Here is a 16,285-nt window from a genome sequence, read left to right on the forward strand (position 1 = left end):
AAGCCACCTCTGGCGGCGTTTTACATTGTGCCCCACGTTTTACCTTTACATGGACAGCATTATGAAGCGATTAACTCTGCTCGGTTCTACCGGTTCGGTAGGCACCAGTACGCTGGCAGTGGTCAGTGCCAATCCCACGCTTTACCAGGTCACGGCGCTGGTGGCGGGTAAAAATGTGGCTCTAATGGCGGAGCAGTGCGTGCAGTTCCAACCGCGCTATGCGGCAATGGCAGATGAAGAGTCCGCCGCCGCGCTACGTGAGCGACTGAGAGCATTAAAGATCAACACTGAAGTGCTCTCCGGCGTTCAGGCAGCCTGTGAACTGGCAGCATTAGATGACGTTGACCAGGTGATGGCGGCGATTGTGGGTGCCTCAGGGTTATTACCGACATTGGCAGCGATTCGCGCGGGTAAAACCGTCTTGCTGGCTAACAAAGAATCACTGGTGACCTGCGGCCGTTTATTTATGGAGGCGGTGCGCCAGCACAATGCCCAGCTGTTGCCGGTAGACAGCGAGCACAATGCGATTTTTCAGAGTTTGCCCGCTACCATCCAGCATCAGTTAGGTTACGCTGACCTGCAGAATAACGGCATTGAGTCGATTATTCTTACGGGATCGGGTGGCCCTTTTCGTGACACAAATTTAGCGGATCTGAGCAGCATGTCGCCAGATCAGGCCTGTGCACATCCGAACTGGTCAATGGGGCGTAAAATCTCTGTTGATTCGGCCACCATGATGAATAAAGGTCTTGAATACATTGAAGCTCGTTGGCTGTTTAACGCCAGCGCAGCGCAGATGGAAGTGATTTTGCACCCACAATCGGTGATCCACTCCATGGTGCGTTACTGCGATGGCAGCGTGCTGGCACAGTTAGGTTCGCCTGACATGCGAACACCTATCGCCCACAGTATGGCCTGGCCAGCGCGAATTCACGCTGGGGTCACACCGCTGGACTTTACCCGCATGTCGGCACTGACGTTCTCAGAACCTGATTTTGGCCGTTATCCCTGTCTGAAACTGGCGATTGATGCCTGCGAAGCCGGGCAGGCGGCGACCACCACGCTCAATGCGGCCAATGAGATAGCCGTGGCGGCTTTCCTGAATCAGCGAATTCGCTTTACGGATATTGCGGCGTTAAACAGTGCGGTGCTGTCAGCTCAGCAGTGTCAGGAACCGGACTCTGTGGACGCTGTCATCGAAATTGATCGTATCGCGCGGGCGGCGGCGACAGAAATGTTGCCACGTTACACGGTATAACAACGATTGCGTTGAGGCTATTTGTTCGCTTCAGGTGAAAATGTTATAGTCGCTGGCTCGCGTTTAACGGTCTGTCACCAAATTCGGTGTGGCCTGGCAGACAATGTCGGGATTTGTACCGGGCGCAATGTATTCAGAAACCACAGCATTTCTGATGAAAGGAATTGATTACGCGTTATGTCGTCTGAAAATCACAACAACACCGATGACCAACAGGGAACCGGTCCACGCCACGTCGCTATCATCATGGATGGCAACGGCCGCTGGGCTAAGAACCAGGGAAAACTGCGTATCTCCGGTCACAAAGCTGGCGTGAAATCAGTGCGCCGCGCCGTAAGCTTTGCCGTCAGCAATAATCTGGAAGCGTTAACGCTTTACGCCTTTAGTAGCGAAAACTGGAGCCGTCCAGCGCAGGAAGTGACTGCCTTGATGGAACTGTTTGTCTGGGCGCTGGATAGCGAAGTGAAAAGCCTGCACAAGCACAATGTCCGCTTACGCATCATTGGTGATATCAGCCGTTTCAGCCCGCGTATTCAGGAACGTGTCCGTCGTGCAGAAGCACTGACGGAGAATAACGATCGACTGACGCTGAACATTGCTGCTAACTACGGCGGGCGTTGGGATATTATCGAAGGCGTTAAAAAGTTGGCTGAGCAGGTTCAGGAAGGCTTGTTACGCCCTGACCAGATAACCGAAGAGAGTCTGACGTCTCAACTGTGTATGAACCAGTTAGCGCCAGTGGATTTAGTGATAAGGACCGGGGGAGAGCATCGGATTAGCAACTTCCTGTTGTGGCAAATTGCCTATGCGGAATTCTATTTTACTGATGTGCTTTGGCCGGATTTTGATGAACACGTTTTTGAAGGTGCACTGAATGCATTCTCTCTGCGGGAGCGACGCTTTGGCGGCGCTGCACCAGGCGGCGCCTGAGCAATCTGGGGGTAACCTTTGCTGAAGTCTCGTCTGATCACCGCGCTGATTCTTATCCCGCTGGTGATCGCTGCATTGTTCTGGTTACCGCCTGTTGGCTTTGCAATTATTACGATCATTATCTGCATGCTTGCCGCCTGGGAATGGGGGCAGCTGTCTGGTATGGCATCTCGTCAGCAACGTGTCTGGCTGGCACTGATATGCGGTCTGGTACTGACGCTGATGCTGTTGACCCTTCCTCCTTACGAACATAATGCGCATCTGCCGCAGGTGGCTGTCTGGCTGTGGGCCTCGCTGGCCTGGTGGATCGGTGCGTTACTACTGGTTCTGTTTTATCCTGCCTCTGCCGCAATATGGCGTCGCTCACGGCCATTGCGCCTGTTGTTTGGCGCGCTAACGGTTATCCCTTTCTTCTGGGGCATGATGGCGCTCCGTCAATATCATTACGAAGCCGATCACTTTGCCGGTGCATGGTGGCTGCTGTTTGTCATGTTTCTGGTATGGGGCGCCGATTCGGGTGCCTATATGTTTGGCAAACTGTTTGGCAAACACAAACTGGCGCCAAAAGTCTCCCCGGGCAAAACATGGGAAGGCTTTCTGGGTGGACTGGTTTCTTCCGCGTTGATTGCGGTGCTGTTTGCCAGTTTTGCGCCGCTTTCCGTTCCTACCGGCACACTGGTGATATGTGCTGTGATATCGACCCTTGCATCGGTACTGGGCGATCTCACTGAAAGCATGTTTAAACGCGAGGCCGGCATCAAAGACAGCGGCAACCTGATTCCGGGACATGGCGGTATTCTTGACCGCATCGACAGCCTGACAGCAGCAGTGCCGGTATTTGCCTGTTTATTGCTGTTGGTGTTTCAGACACTCTAAGGGCAAACAACGATGTTAAGCGTAATCTGGAGTTTTGCCGCATTTATCGTTGCACTGGGCGTACTCATCACCGTGCATGAATTTGGTCACTTTTGGGTGGCGCGGCGTTGCGGTGTGAAAGTAGAGCGCTTTTCGATCGGGTTTGGCAAAGCGTTATGGCAACGACGCGACCGTCACGGTACCGAATTTGTCATCGCCCTTATTCCTCTTGGCGGTTACGTCAAAATGCTGGATGAGCGGGTTGAAAGCGTGCCCGCTGAGCTTCGGCATCAGGCATTTAACAATAAAGCCATCTGGCAGCGCGCTTCGATTATTGCGGCGGGCCCGATTGCCAACTTCCTGTTCGCTATCTTTGCCTATTGGGTTGTGTTTATCCATGGCGTGCCCGGTATAAAACCGGTTGTTGGTGAAATTCTGAACGGTTCGGTGGCGGCAGAAGCGCAAATTACACCCGGTACGGAACTTAAGGCCGTTGACGGTATCGAAACGCCTGATTGGGAAGCTGTCCGCATGGCGCTCATCGGTAAAATCGGTGATGCCAGCACCACGCTAACGGTGAGCCAGTTTGGCGAGCAGGGGACGCAGCAGAAGCAGGTCGATTTGCGCAACTGGCAGTTCGAGCCTGATAAGCAGGACCCGGTCGTGGCGCTGGGGATTCGTCCTCGTGGGCCGCAGATTGAAACGACCCTGGCTGAAGTGCAAAAGAATTCGCCAGCCAGTGAAGCCGGTTTGCAAGCTGGCGACAGGATCGTTAAAGTCGATGGTCAGTTATTAACGCAATGGCAGCTTTTTGCCACTCAGGTTCGGGATAACCCTGGAAAAAGCATCGCTCTTGAGGTCGATCGTAACGGTGAAGCGGTGCAGTTAACCCTGACGCCGGAAGCGAAGCCTGGGAATACAGCGCAAGGATTCGCAGGGGTGATCCCCCGCGTTGTGCCATTGCCAGACGAGTACAAAACGGTAAGACAATATGGTGCGTTTTCAGCCATTGGTGAAGCCAGTGTAAAAACCTGGCAATTAATGAAGCTGACCGTTTCCATGTTGGGCAAGTTAATAACCGGTGATGTGAAGTTGAACAACCTGAGCGGCCCGATTTCGATTGCGCAAGGTGCAGGTTTGTCAGCTGAGTATGGAATGATTTACTACCTGATGTTCCTGGCGTTGATTAGCGTCAACTTAGGAATTATCAACCTGTTCCCGCTACCGGTTTTAGATGGTGGGCACTTGCTCTTCCTTGCGATCGAAAAGATTAAAGGTGGACCGGTGTCCGAGCGAGTTCAAGACTTTAGTTACCGCATCGGTTCAATACTGCTGGTGATGTTAATGGGGCTTGCACTTTTCAATGATTTCTCACGTTTGTAACCGCTGGAACGCGAGCTTGCGTGGGATGTGTTAGGAAAACGCATAATAACGATGGCGATGAAAAAGTTGCTCATAGCGTCGCTGCTGTTTAGCAGCGCCACCGTTTACGGTGCAGACGATTTCGTGGTGAAGGACATTCATTTCGAAGGGCTGCAGCGAGTCGCCGTTGGCGCGGCTCTGCTGAGCATGCCGGTTCGGGTTGGCGATACGGTGAATGACGATGACGTCAGAAATACCATTCGCTCCCTGTTCGCAACTGGCAACTTTGAGGATGTTCAGGTCCTGCGAGATGGTAATACGCTGATTGTTCAGGTCAAAGAACGTCCCACCATCGCCAGCATTACCTTTAGCGGTAACAAAGCGGTTAAAGACGATCAGCTCAAACAAAACCTTGAAGCCTCAGGCGTGCGCGTCGGCGAAGCGCTGGACCGCACCACCATCTCTTCTATCGAGAAGGGACTGGAGGACTTCTACTACAGCGTGGGCAAATATACCGCCAGCGTTAAAGCCGTGGTCACGCCGCTGCCGCGTAACCGCGTCGATTTGAAACTGGTGTTTACCGAAGGTGTTTCTGCAAAGATTCAGCAGATCAACATTGTAGGTAACAAAGCGTTTAGCTCAGATGAGTTGATTTCTCGCTTCCAGTTGCGCGACGAAGTGCCGTGGTGGAACGTCGTGGGTGACCGTAAATATCAGAAGCAGAAACTGGCGGGTGACCTTGAAACCCTGCGCAGCTTCTATCTGGATCGCGGTTATGCCCGTTTCAACATCGATTCGACGCAGGTCAGCCTGACGCCGGACAAGAAAGGCATCTACATCACCGTTAACATTAACGAAGGCGATCAGTACAAGATTGCTGGCGTTATCGTCAACGGCAGCATGGCGGGCCATTCGGCTGAAATCGAACATCTGACAAAAATACCGGCGGGCGAGCTGTATAACGGCACGAAAGTTACGTCGATGGAAGATGATATCAAGAAGCTGCTGGGCCGTTATGGCTACGCTTATCCCCGCGTTGTGACGCAGCCTGAAATCAACGATGCCGATAAAACCGTTAAGCTGCATATCAACGTCGATGCGGGCAACCGTTACTACGTGCGTAAAGTGCGCTTCGAAGGTAATGACACATCGAAAGATGCCGTCTTGCGTCGTGAAATGCGTCAGATGGAAGGTGCCTGGCTGGGCAGCGACCTGGTCGATCAGGGCAAAGAGCGTCTGAACCGTACGGGTTATTTCGAAACCGTTGATGTCGATACGCAGCGTGTACCAGGTTCACCTGACCAGGTTGACGTGGTGTATAAAGTCAAAGAGCGTAACACCGGTACCTTTAACTTTGGTGTGGGCTACGGTACGGAAAGTGGCGTCAGCTTCCAGGTCGGCGTAACTCAGGATAACTGGCTCGGTACCGGTAATACCGTAGGTATCAGCGGGACCAAAAACGACTATCAGACCTATGCAGAATTCTCTCTGACCGATCCTTACTTCACCGTTGACGGTGTGAGTCTGGGCGGCCGGGTGTTCTACAACAACTTTAAAGCCAGCAACGCGGATCTCTCCGGCTATACCAACAGAAGTTATGGTACAGACGGGACATTGGGCTTCCCAATCAATGAGAACAACTCGCTGCGCGTCGGTCTGGGCTATGTCCATAACGACCTGTCAGACATGCGTCCGCAGGTTGCAATGTGGCGCTATCTCGACTCGGTTGGTAAGCCACAGCAGTTGAACAGCAATGGTGACTTCTCGGCGGATGACTTCACCTTTAACTATGGCTGGACATACAATACGTTGGACCGTGGTTTCTTTGCCACCTCAGGTAACCGTACTAACCTGAACGGCAAGGTCACGATTCCGGGTTCTGACAACCAGTTCTACAAAATGACCTTAGACAGTCAGCAGTATGTTCCCATCAATAAAGATCATACCTGGGTTGTCTTAGGCCGTGGTCGTGTTGGTTATGGCGATGGACTCAGCGGTAAAGAGATGCCGTTCTATGAGAACTTCTATGCCGGTGGCTCCAGTACCGTGCGTGGTTTCCAGTCCAACACCATTGGTCCTAAAGCGGCTTACCTGAACGATGGCTCTTCATTCTGTAACCTGAGCGATCCGAACGGTATTTGTAAGTCGAGTGATGCCATCGGTGGTAACGCCATGGCGATTGCCAGCCTTGAGCTGATCACGCCGACCCCGTTCCTGAGTGAGAAATATGCTAACTCAGTTCGTACCTCGCTGTTTGTCGATGCAGGTACGGTCTGGGATACCAAATGGCAGAACACGGCGGAAACGCGTGCTGCTGGCATTCCTGACTACAGCGATCCGAACAATATTCGCGTTTCGACCGGTGTATCTTTACAGTGGATGTCGCCGCTGGGGCCGTTGGTATTCTCTTACGCCCAGCCGATCAAGAAAGTTGATGGAGATAAGTCAGAGCAGTTCCAGTTTAACATTGGTAAAACCTGGTAATGCTCTACACAGGGATGTGAAAAAATTAGCTTGCAGGCGTGGCGCATTGCTATGCTCCACGCTGCAAACATACATGTTGAGGGTAAGGAGTTTATAGTGAAAAAGTTGTTATGTGCAGTTACTCTGGGTGTTGCATTGGCTGCTTCTGCTGGCGCACAGGCGGCGGACAAAGTCGCAACTGTTGATCTGAGCCAGGTTTTCCAGAAATCACCTCAGCGCGCGACCATCACCAAACAGCTCGAGAGTGAGTTCCAGGGCCGCGCGGCAGAACTCCGTTCTCAGCACGATAAAATCCAGCAGGAAATGCAGGATCTGCAGCGTAATGCGCCAACCATGAAAGCCAGCGAGCGCAGCAAGAAAGAGAAGCAGATCACCGCTGAGCGTGATGCATTCCAGGTGAAAGCGGATGCGTTCGAAAAAGACAACCAGACGCGTCAGGTTCAGGAACGTAACAAGTTACTGGAAAAAATCCAGACCGCTGTTCAGTCTGTTGCCAAAAGCGGCGGTTATGACCTGGTGCTGAATTCTCAGGCTGTCCTGTATTCGGGTTCCGATGTTAAAGACATCACCGATGATGTTGTAAAGCAGGTTAAATAATCGATGTCATCAATTCGACTGGCTGATTTAGCCCAGCAGTTGGATGCAGAATTGCACGGAGATGGCGATATCGTCATCTCCGGCATTGCTTCTATGCAATCCGCCACCTCTGGTCAAATCACATTTCTTGCCAACAGCCGTTACCGCGAGCAGCTCGCCCTGATTCAGGCATCAGCCGTGGTGCTGACGGAAGCGGATCTGGAGTGGTGTAAAACCGCTGCGCTGGTGGTCAAAGACCCTTATCTCACCTATGCGCGCATGGCGCAGTTGATGGATACGACGCCGCAGCCGGCGCAGAATATTGCACCCAGCGCCGTAATCGATTCCAGCGCCAGACTCGGTGAAAATGTCTCTGTCGGTGCGAATGCCGTGATTGAGTCCGATGTTGAGCTCGGTGATAACGTTGTCATCGGCGCAGGCTGCTTCGTCGGCAAAAAAACCCGTATCGGCAAGGGCTCGCGTTTATGGGCTAACGTCTCGGTTTACCATGAGGTGCAGATTGGTCAGGATTGTCTGATTCAGTCCGGTACCGTCATTGGTTCGGATGGGTTTGGTTATGCTAACGATCGCGGCAACTGGGTGAAAATACCGCAGTTGGGCTCCGTGGTGATTGGCGATCGGGTAGAAATTGGTGCCTGTACCACCATCGATCGTGGCGCTCTGGATAACACTCTGATCGGCAATGGTGTTATCATAGACAACCAGTGTCAGATTGCTCACAACGTGGTTATTGGCGACAATACTGCGGTTGCTGGCGGTGTGATCATGGCGGGTAGTTTGAAAATTGGTCGTTATTGTATGATTGGCGGTGCCAGCGTCATCAATGGCCATATGGAAATCTGTGACAAAGTGACCGTAACCGGCATGGGCATGGTTATGCGTCCGATAACAGAACCTGGTGTATACTCCTCAGGGATTCCATTACAGCCCAACAAAACCTGGCGCAAAACTGCAGCGTTGGTGATGAATATCGATGAAATAAGCAAACGCTTAAAAGCAATCGAGCGGAAAGTCGGTAAAGACGACTAAACGCCATCCCATGACTGACCGGCTTTCATAATAACAGTGTTAAGCAGGGAAGCCAGGCGCCACGGAACCTATTTGCGGCCTGCCAACGATCATGATGATCGGTGCAGGCCGTGTTATTGATGTCATCAGATTTTTTAGGACAGGAAGAGTATTTTGACTACTGAAACTCATACTCTGCAAATTGAAGAGATTTTAGAGCTGCTGCCGCATCGTTATCCGTTTCTGCTGGTAGACCGCGTGCTGGATTTTGAAGCAAACAAATATCTGCGCGCCGTGAAGAACGTCTCCTTTAACGAACCGTTTTTCCAGGGACATTTCCCTGGTAAACCGATTTTTCCCGGCGTGCTGATTCTGGAAGCGATGGCTCAGGCCACCGGCATTCTGGCATTCAAAAGCGTAGGTAAACTGGAGCCAGGCGAGCTTTATTATTTTGCTGGCATTGATAATGCCCGTTTCAAGCGTCCGGTTGTACCGGGCGATCAAATGATCATGGAAGTGACCTTCGAGAAAACCCGTCGCGGTCTGACTCGCTTTACTGGCGTAGCGACTGTCGATGGTAAAATCGTCTGTGAAGCGACCATGATGTGTGCCCGTAGCCGGGAGGCATAATTCGTGATTGATCCAACCGCCAACATCCATCCCAGTTCAGTGATCGAAGATGGGGCAATTATTGGCCCCGGCGTGCATATTGGCCCTTTCTGTTTTATTGGGGCAAATGTCGAGATTGGTGAGGGAACCGTACTCAAGTCACACGTGGTCGTGAATGGCCATACGCGTATCGGCAAAGACAATCAGATCTATCAGTTCGCATCGATTGGCGAAGTGAATCAGGATTTGAAATACGCGGGTGAACCTACCCGGGTTGATATTGGCGACCGTAATCGCATCCGTGAAAGCGTGACGATTCATCGCGGTACGGCGCAGGGTATTAACACCACGACCATTGGTAGCGATAACCTGTTTATGGTGAATGCCCATATCGCCCATGACTGCGTGGTGGGTAACCGCTGTATTTTTGCCAATAACGCGACCCTGGGTGGGCATGTCACTGTGGATGATTTTGCTATCATTGGCGGCATGACGGCGGTGCATCAGTGGTGCACTATTGGTTCACATGTCATGATCGGCGGTTGTTCAGGCGTTGTTCAGGATGTCCCTCCGTATGTGATTGCGCAAGGCAACCATGCCACGCCATTCGGTATCAACATTGAAGGCCTGAAGCGCCGTGGCTTCAGCAAAGAAGCACTGCACGCTATCCGCAACGCCTACAAGTTACTTTATCGCAGCGGCAGAACGCTGGATGAAGTCAAACCGGAAATCGAAGCGATTGCTCAGCAGCACAGCGAAGTGCAGCCTTTCTTTGATTTCTTTGCCCGCTCAACACGTGGATTAATTCGCTAATTCATGTCAGCGCGTCCCCTTACGATAGCCCTGGTCGCCGGAGAAACCTCTGGCGACATTCTTGGCGCAGGCCTGATTCGGGCTTTAAAAGCCCGTCATCCTGATGCCCGCTTTGTCGGTGTCGCTGGCCCATTGATGCAGGCCGAAGGCTGTGAAGCCTGGTACGAGATGGAAGAACTGGCGGTAATGGGCATTGTTGAGGTGCTGGGGCGGTTACGGCGTTTATTGACGATTCGCCGCGATTTGACCCAGCGCTTTATCTCGCTCAAACCTGACGTATTTGTTGGGATAGATGCGCCGGATTTTAACATCACGCTGGAAGGCAACCTCAAACGCGCAGGTATTCGCACCATTCATTACGTCAGTCCCTCTGTCTGGGCCTGGCGGCAAAAACGTGTGTTTAAAATTGGTCGCAACACCGATCTGGTACTGGCGTTTCTGCCTTTTGAAAAAGCGTTTTACGACCGTTTTGACGTCCCCTGCCGCTTTATTGGACACACGATGGCCGATGCCATGCCGCTACAGCCCGACAAATCAGCGGCGCGCCGTCATCTGGGCATAGATGAGGATGCGCTCTGCCTCGCGTTGCTGCCGGGCAGTCGCGGTGCCGAAGTCGAAATGCTCAGTGCAGACTTCCTCAAAACGGCGCAACGACTGCGCCAACACTATCCGTCGCTGGAAATTGTTGTGCCCCTGGTTAACGCTAAGCGCCGCGAGCAGTTTGAAAAAATCAAAGCGGAGGTTGCGCCTGAGCTGCCAATGCATCTGCTGGATGGACAGGGACGGGAAGCGATGGTGGCCAGTGATGCTGCACTGCTGGCGTCTGGCACGGCCGCGCTTGAGTGCATGCTGGCAAAATGTCCGATGGTTGTCGGCTACCGCATGAAGCCGTTCACCTTCTGGCTGGCTAAGCGACTGGTCAAGACTGACTACGTTTCGTTGCCAAACCTGTTGGCCGGGCGTGAGTTGGTCAAAGAGCTGTTGCAGGATGAATGTCAGCCTGAAGCGCTGTCAGCCGCGCTGGACCCGTTGCTGCACGCCAGTAGCGAACGTGAAACGCTGCTGCATACTTTTTACGAACTGCATCAGCAGATTCGCTGGAACGCCGATGAACAAGCCGCAGATGCGGTGCTGGAGCTCGCCAATGGCTGATTTTATCTATCCTGCTGCCCGGTGCATTGCCGGTGTGGATGAAGTGGGCCGCGGGCCATTAGTGGGCGCGGTGGTGACCGCTGCCGTGATCCTCGATCCCGCCAACCCGATCCCCGGCCTGGCGGACTCCAAAAAACTGTCCGAAAAACGCCGCCTGGCGCTGTTTGATCAGATCAAAGAGAAAGCGCTCGCCTGGAGCCTGGGGCGCGCAGATCCAGAAGAGATCGACCGTCTTAATATCCTGCATGCCACCATGCTGGCAATGCAGCGCGCGGTGGCTGGCTTGCCGCTCACGCCAGACTTTGTGCTGATTGACGGCAATCGCTGCCCGGCGTTACCGATGCCTTCTCTGGCCGTGGTAAAAGGGGATAGCCTGGTCGCCGAAATCAGTGCCGCGTCCATCATTGCCAAAGTCACGCGCGATCGCGAAATGGCAGAACTGGATTTGTTGTTTCCCCAGTATGGTTTCGCGCAACATAAAGGTTATCCTACGGCGTTACATAGGGAAAAGTTAACGCAGTACGGTGCGACACCACATCATCGGCGCAGCTTTGCGCCTGTGCGCAATGCGCTGATTGATGCCGACGTGCTGGCGAGCAGCCTGACCACGCTGCGCTAATCCGACCTTGTTTTAACCGGAAACTGATATGGCCGAACCTCGTTTTATACATCTGCGCGTTCACAGCGACTATTCAATGGTCGACGGTCTGGCGAAAACCGGACCGTTGGTTAAGAAAGCGGCTGCGCTGGGTATGCCAGCCATTGCGATTACCGACTTCACCAACCTTTGCGGTCTGGTGAAATTTTATGGTGGTGCGCATAGCGCAGGGGTTAAACCAATTATCGGGGCAGATTTTAACGTTGCCAGCGAGTTAATGGGCGATGAACTGACCCAGATTACCGTGCTGGCGACCAATAACACCGGCTATCAAAATCTGACGCTGCTGATCTCTCGTGCTTACCAACGGGGATACGGTATTGCCGGCCCCATTATCGATCGCGACTGGCTGGCTGAACTGCAGGAAGGACTGATTCTGCTGTCAGGCGGGCGACGCGGGGATGTGGGCCGTAGCCTGCTGCGCGGTAACAGTACCCTGGTGTCGGACTGCCTGGCTTTCTACCAGCAACACTTTGCCGATCGCTACTTCCTTGAGTTGATCCGTACCGGTCGTCCTGACGAAGAGAGCTACCTGCATGCGGCGGTTGAGCTGGCGATTGCAGAAGGAATCCCGGTTGTTGCCACTAACGAAGTCTGCTTCATCAATGAAGAAGATTTCGATGCCCATGAGATCCGGGTTGCCATTCATGATGGTTACACGCTCGACGATCCTAAGCGTCCGCGCAACTACAGCCCTCAGCAATATATGCGCAGTGAAGAAGAGATGTGCGAGTTGTTCGCAGACATCCCGGAAGCGCTGGAAAACAGCGTAGAGATTGCTAAGCGTTGTAATGTGACGGTACGACTGGGTGAGTACTTCCTGCCTCAGTTCCCTACCGGCGATATGACCACCGAAGACTTTCTGGTGGTGAAATCACGGGAAGGGCTGGAAGAGCGTCTGGCGATGCTGTTCCCTGACGAAGCCGAGCGCGCAGAGAAGCGTCCAGAATACGACGAGCGTCTTGAGGTCGAGCTTAACGTCATCAACCAGATGGGTTTTCCGGGCTACTTCCTGATCGTGATGGAATTTATCCAGTGGTCCAAAGACAATGGCGTGCCGGTCGGTCCGGGACGTGGTTCAGGTGCGGGATCGTTGGTGGCCTATGCACTCAAGATCACCGATCTTGATCCGCTGGAGTTTGACCTGCTGTTCGAACGCTTCCTGAACCCGGAACGTGTCTCCATGCCCGACTTCGACGTCGATTTCTGCATGGAAAAACGCGACCAGGTAATTGAACACGTTGCCGACATGTACGGCCGCGAAGCCGTGTCCCAGATCATCACCTTCGGAACGATGGCGGCGAAAGCGGTGATTCGGGATGTCGGTCGCGTACTGGGCCATCCTTATGGTTTCGTCGATCGTATTTCAAAACTGGTGCCGCCCGATCCCGGCATGACGCTGGAAAAAGCCTTTGCTGCGGAACCGCAACTGCCGGAAATCTATGAGGCAGATGAAGAGGTCAAAGCGCTGATCGATATGGCGCGCAAGCTGGAAGGGGTAACGCGCAACGCCGGTAAACATGCGGGTGGTGTGGTTATCGCGCCAACGAAAATCACCGATTTTGCGCCGCTTTACTGTGACGAAAACGGACAGTATCCGGTTACACAGTTCGATAAAAATGATGTGGAATATGCCGGTCTGGTGAAGTTCGACTTCCTGGGACTACGCACGCTCACCATTATTGACTGGGCGCTGAAGATGATTAACCCGCGCCGTGAAAAGCAGGGTCTGCCGCCGATTGATATCGCCACCATCCCGCTGGAAGACAAAAAGAGCTTTGATATGCTGCAGCGCGCGGAGACCACGGCGGTCTTCCAGCTTGAATCGCGCGGCATGAAAGATCTGATTAAGCGCCTGAAACCTGACTGCTTCGAAGATATGATCGCTCTGGTGGCGCTGTTCCGCCCTGGCCCGTTGCAGTCGGGCATGGTGGATAACTTTATCGACCGTAAGCATGGTCGTGAAGCCATCTCCTATCCTGATATCCAGTGGCAGCATGAAAGCCTGAAGCCGGTGCTTGAGCCAACCTATGGCATCATCCTTTACCAGGAACAGGTCATGCAGATCGCCCAGGTCCTGTCAGGCTATACGCTTGGCGGGGCGGATATGCTGCGACGCGCCATGGGTAAAAAGAAACCCGAAGAGATGGCTGAGCAGCGCTCAATATTTAAAGACGGCGCGGAAACGATGGGCATCGACGGTGAACTGTCGATGAAAATCTTCGATCTGGTAGAGAAATTTGCTGGATACGGTTTTAACAAATCGCACTCTGCTGCTTATGCGCTGGTGTCCTACCAAACGCTGTGGCTGAAAGCGCATTACCCGGCTGAGTTTATGGCGGCGGTAATGACGGCCGATATGGACAACACCGAAAAAGTGGTTGGCCTGGTGGACGAATGCTGGCGCATGGGGCTGAAGGTCTTGCCGCCGGATATTAACTCAGGGCTGTATCAGTTCCACGTGAACGATGAAGGCGAGATCGTTTACGGCATTGGCGCGATTAAAGGCGTGGGTGAAGGCCCGATCGAAGCGATCATTGATGCGCGTAATGAGGGCGGTTACTTCCGTGAACTGTTCGATCTGTGCGCGCGCACCGACACCAAAAAGATCAACCGTCGGGTCATGGAAAAGCTGATCATGTCCGGTGCCTTTGATCGTCTGGGGCCGCATCGTGCTGCCTTGATGAGTGCGCTGAACGATGCGCTGAAAGCGGCGGATCAACATGCGAAAGCCGAAGCCATCGGCCAGGCGGATATGTTTGGCGTGCTGGCCGACGAGCCTGAACAGGTCGAACAGTCTTATGCCAGTGTTACGCCCTGGCCAGAACAGGTGCAGTTGGATGGTGAGCGAGAAACCCTTGGGTTGTATCTTACCGGCCATCCCATTAACCAGTATTTAAAAGAAATTGAGCGTTACGTTGGCGGGATGCGTTTGAAAGATATGCATCCTACCGATCGTGGTAAGATTACCGTCGCGGCAGGTCTGGTGATTGCGGCGCGTGTAATGGTGACCAAACGCGGCAACCGAATTGGTATTTGTACACTTGACGATCGCTCTGGTCGTCTCGAAGTCATGTTATTTACCGATGCGTTAGATAAATACCAGCAACTGCTGGAGAAAGACCGTATCCTGATCGTTAGCGGACAGGTCAGCTTTGATGACTTCAGCGGTGGGCTTAAAATGACCGCCCGGGAAGTCATGGACATCGACGAAGCGCGCGAAAAATACGCGCGTGGACTTGCTATCTCGCTGACGGACAGGCAAATTGATGACCAGCTATTAAACCGACTCCGTCAGTCCCTGGAACCTCATCGTTCAGGGACAATTCCGGTGCATCTCTACTATCAGAGAGCCGACGCGCGAGCGAAGCTACGCTTTGGTGCAGCGTGGCGAATTTCGCCCAGCGATCGTTTACTCAACGATTTGCGGTCGTTAATTGGGTCGGAGCAGGTGGAACTGGAGTTTGACTAAAACAGGAACATTATGAGTCTTAATTACCTGGATTTTGAACAGCCAATTGCAGAACTGGAAGCGAAAATTGATTCGCTTACCTCGATTGGTCGTCAGGACGATAAACACGTCAATCTCGACGAAGAAGTGAAGCGACTGCGCGAGAAAAGCGTTGAGCTGACCCGTAAAATCTTCGCCGATTTGGGCGCATGGCAGATTGCGCAACTGGCACGTCATCCATTACGTCCTTATACCTTTGATTACGTGCGCAATGCCTTTGACGATTTCGATGAGCTGGCGGGTGACCGTGCTTATGCGGATGACAAAGCCATTGTGGGCGGGATTGCGCGACTCGATGGTCGCCCGGTCATGATCATTGGTCACCAGAAAGGACGTGAAACCAAAGAGAAGATTCGCCGTAATTTTGGTATGCCAGCACCAGAAGGCTATCGCAAAGCGCTGCGCCTGATGGAAATGGCTGAACGCTTTAAGATGCCTATCCTCACCTTTATCGATACGCCGGGTGCTTATCCCGGTGTCGGCGCGGAAGAGCGCGGTCAGTCTGAAGCGATTGCCCGTAATCTGCGGGAAATGTCAGGTCTGAAAGTGCCGGTGATTTGTACGGTCATCGGTGAAGGCGGGTCAGGTGGCGCGCTGGCGATTGGTGTTGGTGACAAAGTTAACATGCTCCAGTACAGCACGTATTCTGTCATCTCTCCGGAAGGCTGTGCTTCAATTCTGTGGAAAAGCGCCGATAAAGCGCCGCTGGCTGCAGAAGCAATGGGCATTACCGCTCCGCGTCTGAAAGAGCTAAAGCTGATTGATTCGGTTATCCCTGAGCCACTGGGCGGTGCACATCGTCACCCGGTTGAAATGGCACAGTCGCTGAAAAAGCAACTGTTGGCCGATCTGGCCGATCTGGAAGGACTCAGCACCGAAGAACTGTTAGATCGCCGTTATCAACGGCTGATGAGCTACGGTTACGCCTGATTCAGCCTCATCAAGCGCTAAAGCGGACTTCGGTCCGCTTTTTTTATGCCACTAATCTGACTGCAGTATAGCGGTATGATTCGCTATGCTTACTCAATGCCTCAACAATCAGGGAGAT

General features: G+C 53.0%; 13 protein-coding genes. All 13 read left to right on the forward strand.

The window, feature by feature from the left end:
- The first annotated feature begins 61 nt into the window (after nucleotides 1-61).
- The 13 genes from ispC to accA all read left to right on the forward strand — a co-directional run bounded on the left by ispC (nucleotide 62) and on the right by accA (nucleotide 16,167).
- Nucleotides 62-1,258: a 1-deoxy-D-xylulose-5-phosphate reductoisomerase gene (gene ispC / locus FBY13_RS05070; RefSeq protein ID WP_109718262.1), complete on the forward strand. Its 1,197-nt coding sequence runs from the start codon at nucleotides 62-64 to the stop codon at nucleotides 1,256-1,258.
- Between the two features lie 177 nt (nucleotides 1,259-1,435).
- Nucleotides 1,436-2,188, forward strand: a complete 753-nt coding sequence (ispU, locus tag FBY13_RS05075) for a (2E,6E)-farnesyl-diphosphate-specific ditrans,polycis-undecaprenyl-diphosphate synthase (RefSeq protein ID WP_013024690.1) — start codon at nucleotides 1,436-1,438, stop codon at nucleotides 2,186-2,188.
- 18 nt (nucleotides 2,189-2,206) lie between these two features.
- A complete protein-coding gene (gene cdsA / locus FBY13_RS05080) occupies nucleotides 2,207-3,064 on the forward strand; it encodes a phosphatidate cytidylyltransferase (RefSeq protein ID WP_096012104.1) in 858 nt (285 codons plus the stop codon).
- A 12-nt stretch (nucleotides 3,065-3,076) separates the two neighbouring features.
- Nucleotides 3,077-4,426 carry a sigma E protease regulator RseP gene (gene rseP, locus FBY13_RS05085; RefSeq protein ID WP_096012105.1) on the forward strand — a complete coding sequence of 450 codons (1,350 nt, stop codon included), beginning with the start codon at nucleotides 3,077-3,079 and terminating at the stop codon, nucleotides 4,424-4,426.
- Nucleotides 4,427-4,477: 51 nt separating this feature from the next.
- Complete coding sequence (gene bamA / locus FBY13_RS05090; protein ID WP_109718251.1) at nucleotides 4,478-6,889, forward strand: outer membrane protein assembly factor BamA; 2,412 nt, start codon at nucleotides 4,478-4,480, stop codon at nucleotides 6,887-6,889.
- A gap of 96 nt (nucleotides 6,890-6,985) precedes the next feature.
- Nucleotides 6,986-7,486, forward strand: coding sequence for an OmpH family outer membrane protein (locus FBY13_RS05095; protein ID WP_063878479.1), 501 nt, complete (start codon nucleotides 6,986-6,988; stop codon nucleotides 7,484-7,486).
- Between the two features lie 3 nt (nucleotides 7,487-7,489).
- The gene (gene lpxD / locus FBY13_RS05100; RefSeq protein ID WP_145393648.1) at nucleotides 7,490-8,515 is read left to right on the forward strand and encodes a UDP-3-O-(3-hydroxymyristoyl)glucosamine N-acyltransferase; all 1,026 of its coding nucleotides are present in this window, start codon (nucleotides 7,490-7,492) and stop codon (nucleotides 8,513-8,515) included.
- 153 nt (nucleotides 8,516-8,668) lie between these two features.
- Nucleotides 8,669-9,124 carry a 3-hydroxyacyl-ACP dehydratase FabZ gene (gene fabZ, locus FBY13_RS05105; RefSeq protein WP_063878481.1) on the forward strand — a complete coding sequence of 152 codons (456 nt, stop codon included), beginning with the start codon at nucleotides 8,669-8,671 and terminating at the stop codon, nucleotides 9,122-9,124.
- A 3-nt stretch (nucleotides 9,125-9,127) separates the two neighbouring features.
- Nucleotides 9,128-9,916: an acyl-ACP--UDP-N-acetylglucosamine O-acyltransferase gene (lpxA, locus tag FBY13_RS05110; RefSeq protein WP_063878482.1), complete on the forward strand. Its 789-nt coding sequence runs from the start codon at nucleotides 9,128-9,130 to the stop codon at nucleotides 9,914-9,916.
- A gap of 3 nt (nucleotides 9,917-9,919) precedes the next feature.
- Nucleotides 9,920-11,068 carry a lipid-A-disaccharide synthase gene (gene lpxB, locus FBY13_RS05115; RefSeq protein ID WP_145393649.1) on the forward strand — a complete coding sequence of 383 codons (1,149 nt, stop codon included), beginning with the start codon at nucleotides 9,920-9,922 and terminating at the stop codon, nucleotides 11,066-11,068.
- Complete coding sequence (gene rnhB / locus FBY13_RS05120; RefSeq protein WP_063878484.1) at nucleotides 11,061-11,687, forward strand: ribonuclease HII; 627 nt, start codon at nucleotides 11,061-11,063, stop codon at nucleotides 11,685-11,687. The genes lpxB and rnhB overlap by 8 nt, the downstream gene beginning before the upstream one ends.
- 28 nt (nucleotides 11,688-11,715) lie before the next feature.
- A complete protein-coding gene (gene dnaE, locus FBY13_RS05125; RefSeq protein WP_063878485.1) occupies nucleotides 11,716-15,198 on the forward strand; it encodes a DNA polymerase III subunit alpha in 3,483 nt (1,160 codons plus the stop codon).
- A 12-nt stretch (nucleotides 15,199-15,210) separates the two neighbouring features.
- A complete protein-coding gene (gene accA, locus FBY13_RS05130) occupies nucleotides 15,211-16,167 on the forward strand; it encodes an acetyl-CoA carboxylase carboxyl transferase subunit alpha (RefSeq protein WP_063878486.1) in 957 nt (318 codons plus the stop codon).
- Nucleotides 16,168-16,285: the final 118 nt, after the last annotated feature.

Source organism: Pantoea sp. SJZ147, from assembly GCF_007828605.1.
GTDB classification, from domain to species: domain Bacteria; phylum Pseudomonadota; class Gammaproteobacteria; order Enterobacterales; family Enterobacteriaceae; genus Pantoea; species Pantoea allii.

Bases quoted from the DNA above. Each gene is read 5' to 3' on its own strand.
- bamA (WP_109718251.1), top strand. From the start codon at position 4,478: ATGGCGATGAAAAAGTTGCTCATAGCGTCGCTGCTGTTTAGCAGCGCC.
- dnaE (WP_063878485.1), top strand. From the start codon at position 11,716: ATGGCCGAACCTCGTTTTATACATCTGCGCGTTCACAGCGACTATTCA.
- rseP (WP_096012105.1), top strand. From the start codon at position 3,077: ATGTTAAGCGTAATCTGGAGTTTTGCCGCATTTATCGTTGCACTGGGC.
- rnhB (WP_063878484.1), top strand. From the start codon at position 11,061: ATGGCTGATTTTATCTATCCTGCTGCCCGGTGCATTGCCGGTGTGGAT.
- ispU (WP_013024690.1), top strand. From the start codon at position 1,436: ATGTCGTCTGAAAATCACAACAACACCGATGACCAACAGGGAACCGGT.
- lpxB (WP_145393649.1), top strand. From the start codon at position 9,920: ATGTCAGCGCGTCCCCTTACGATAGCCCTGGTCGCCGGAGAAACCTCT.
- ispC (WP_109718262.1), top strand. From the start codon at position 62: ATGAAGCGATTAACTCTGCTCGGTTCTACCGGTTCGGTAGGCACCAGT.
- lpxD (WP_145393648.1), top strand. From the start codon at position 7,490: ATGTCATCAATTCGACTGGCTGATTTAGCCCAGCAGTTGGATGCAGAA.
- accA (WP_063878486.1), top strand. From the start codon at position 15,211: ATGAGTCTTAATTACCTGGATTTTGAACAGCCAATTGCAGAACTGGAA.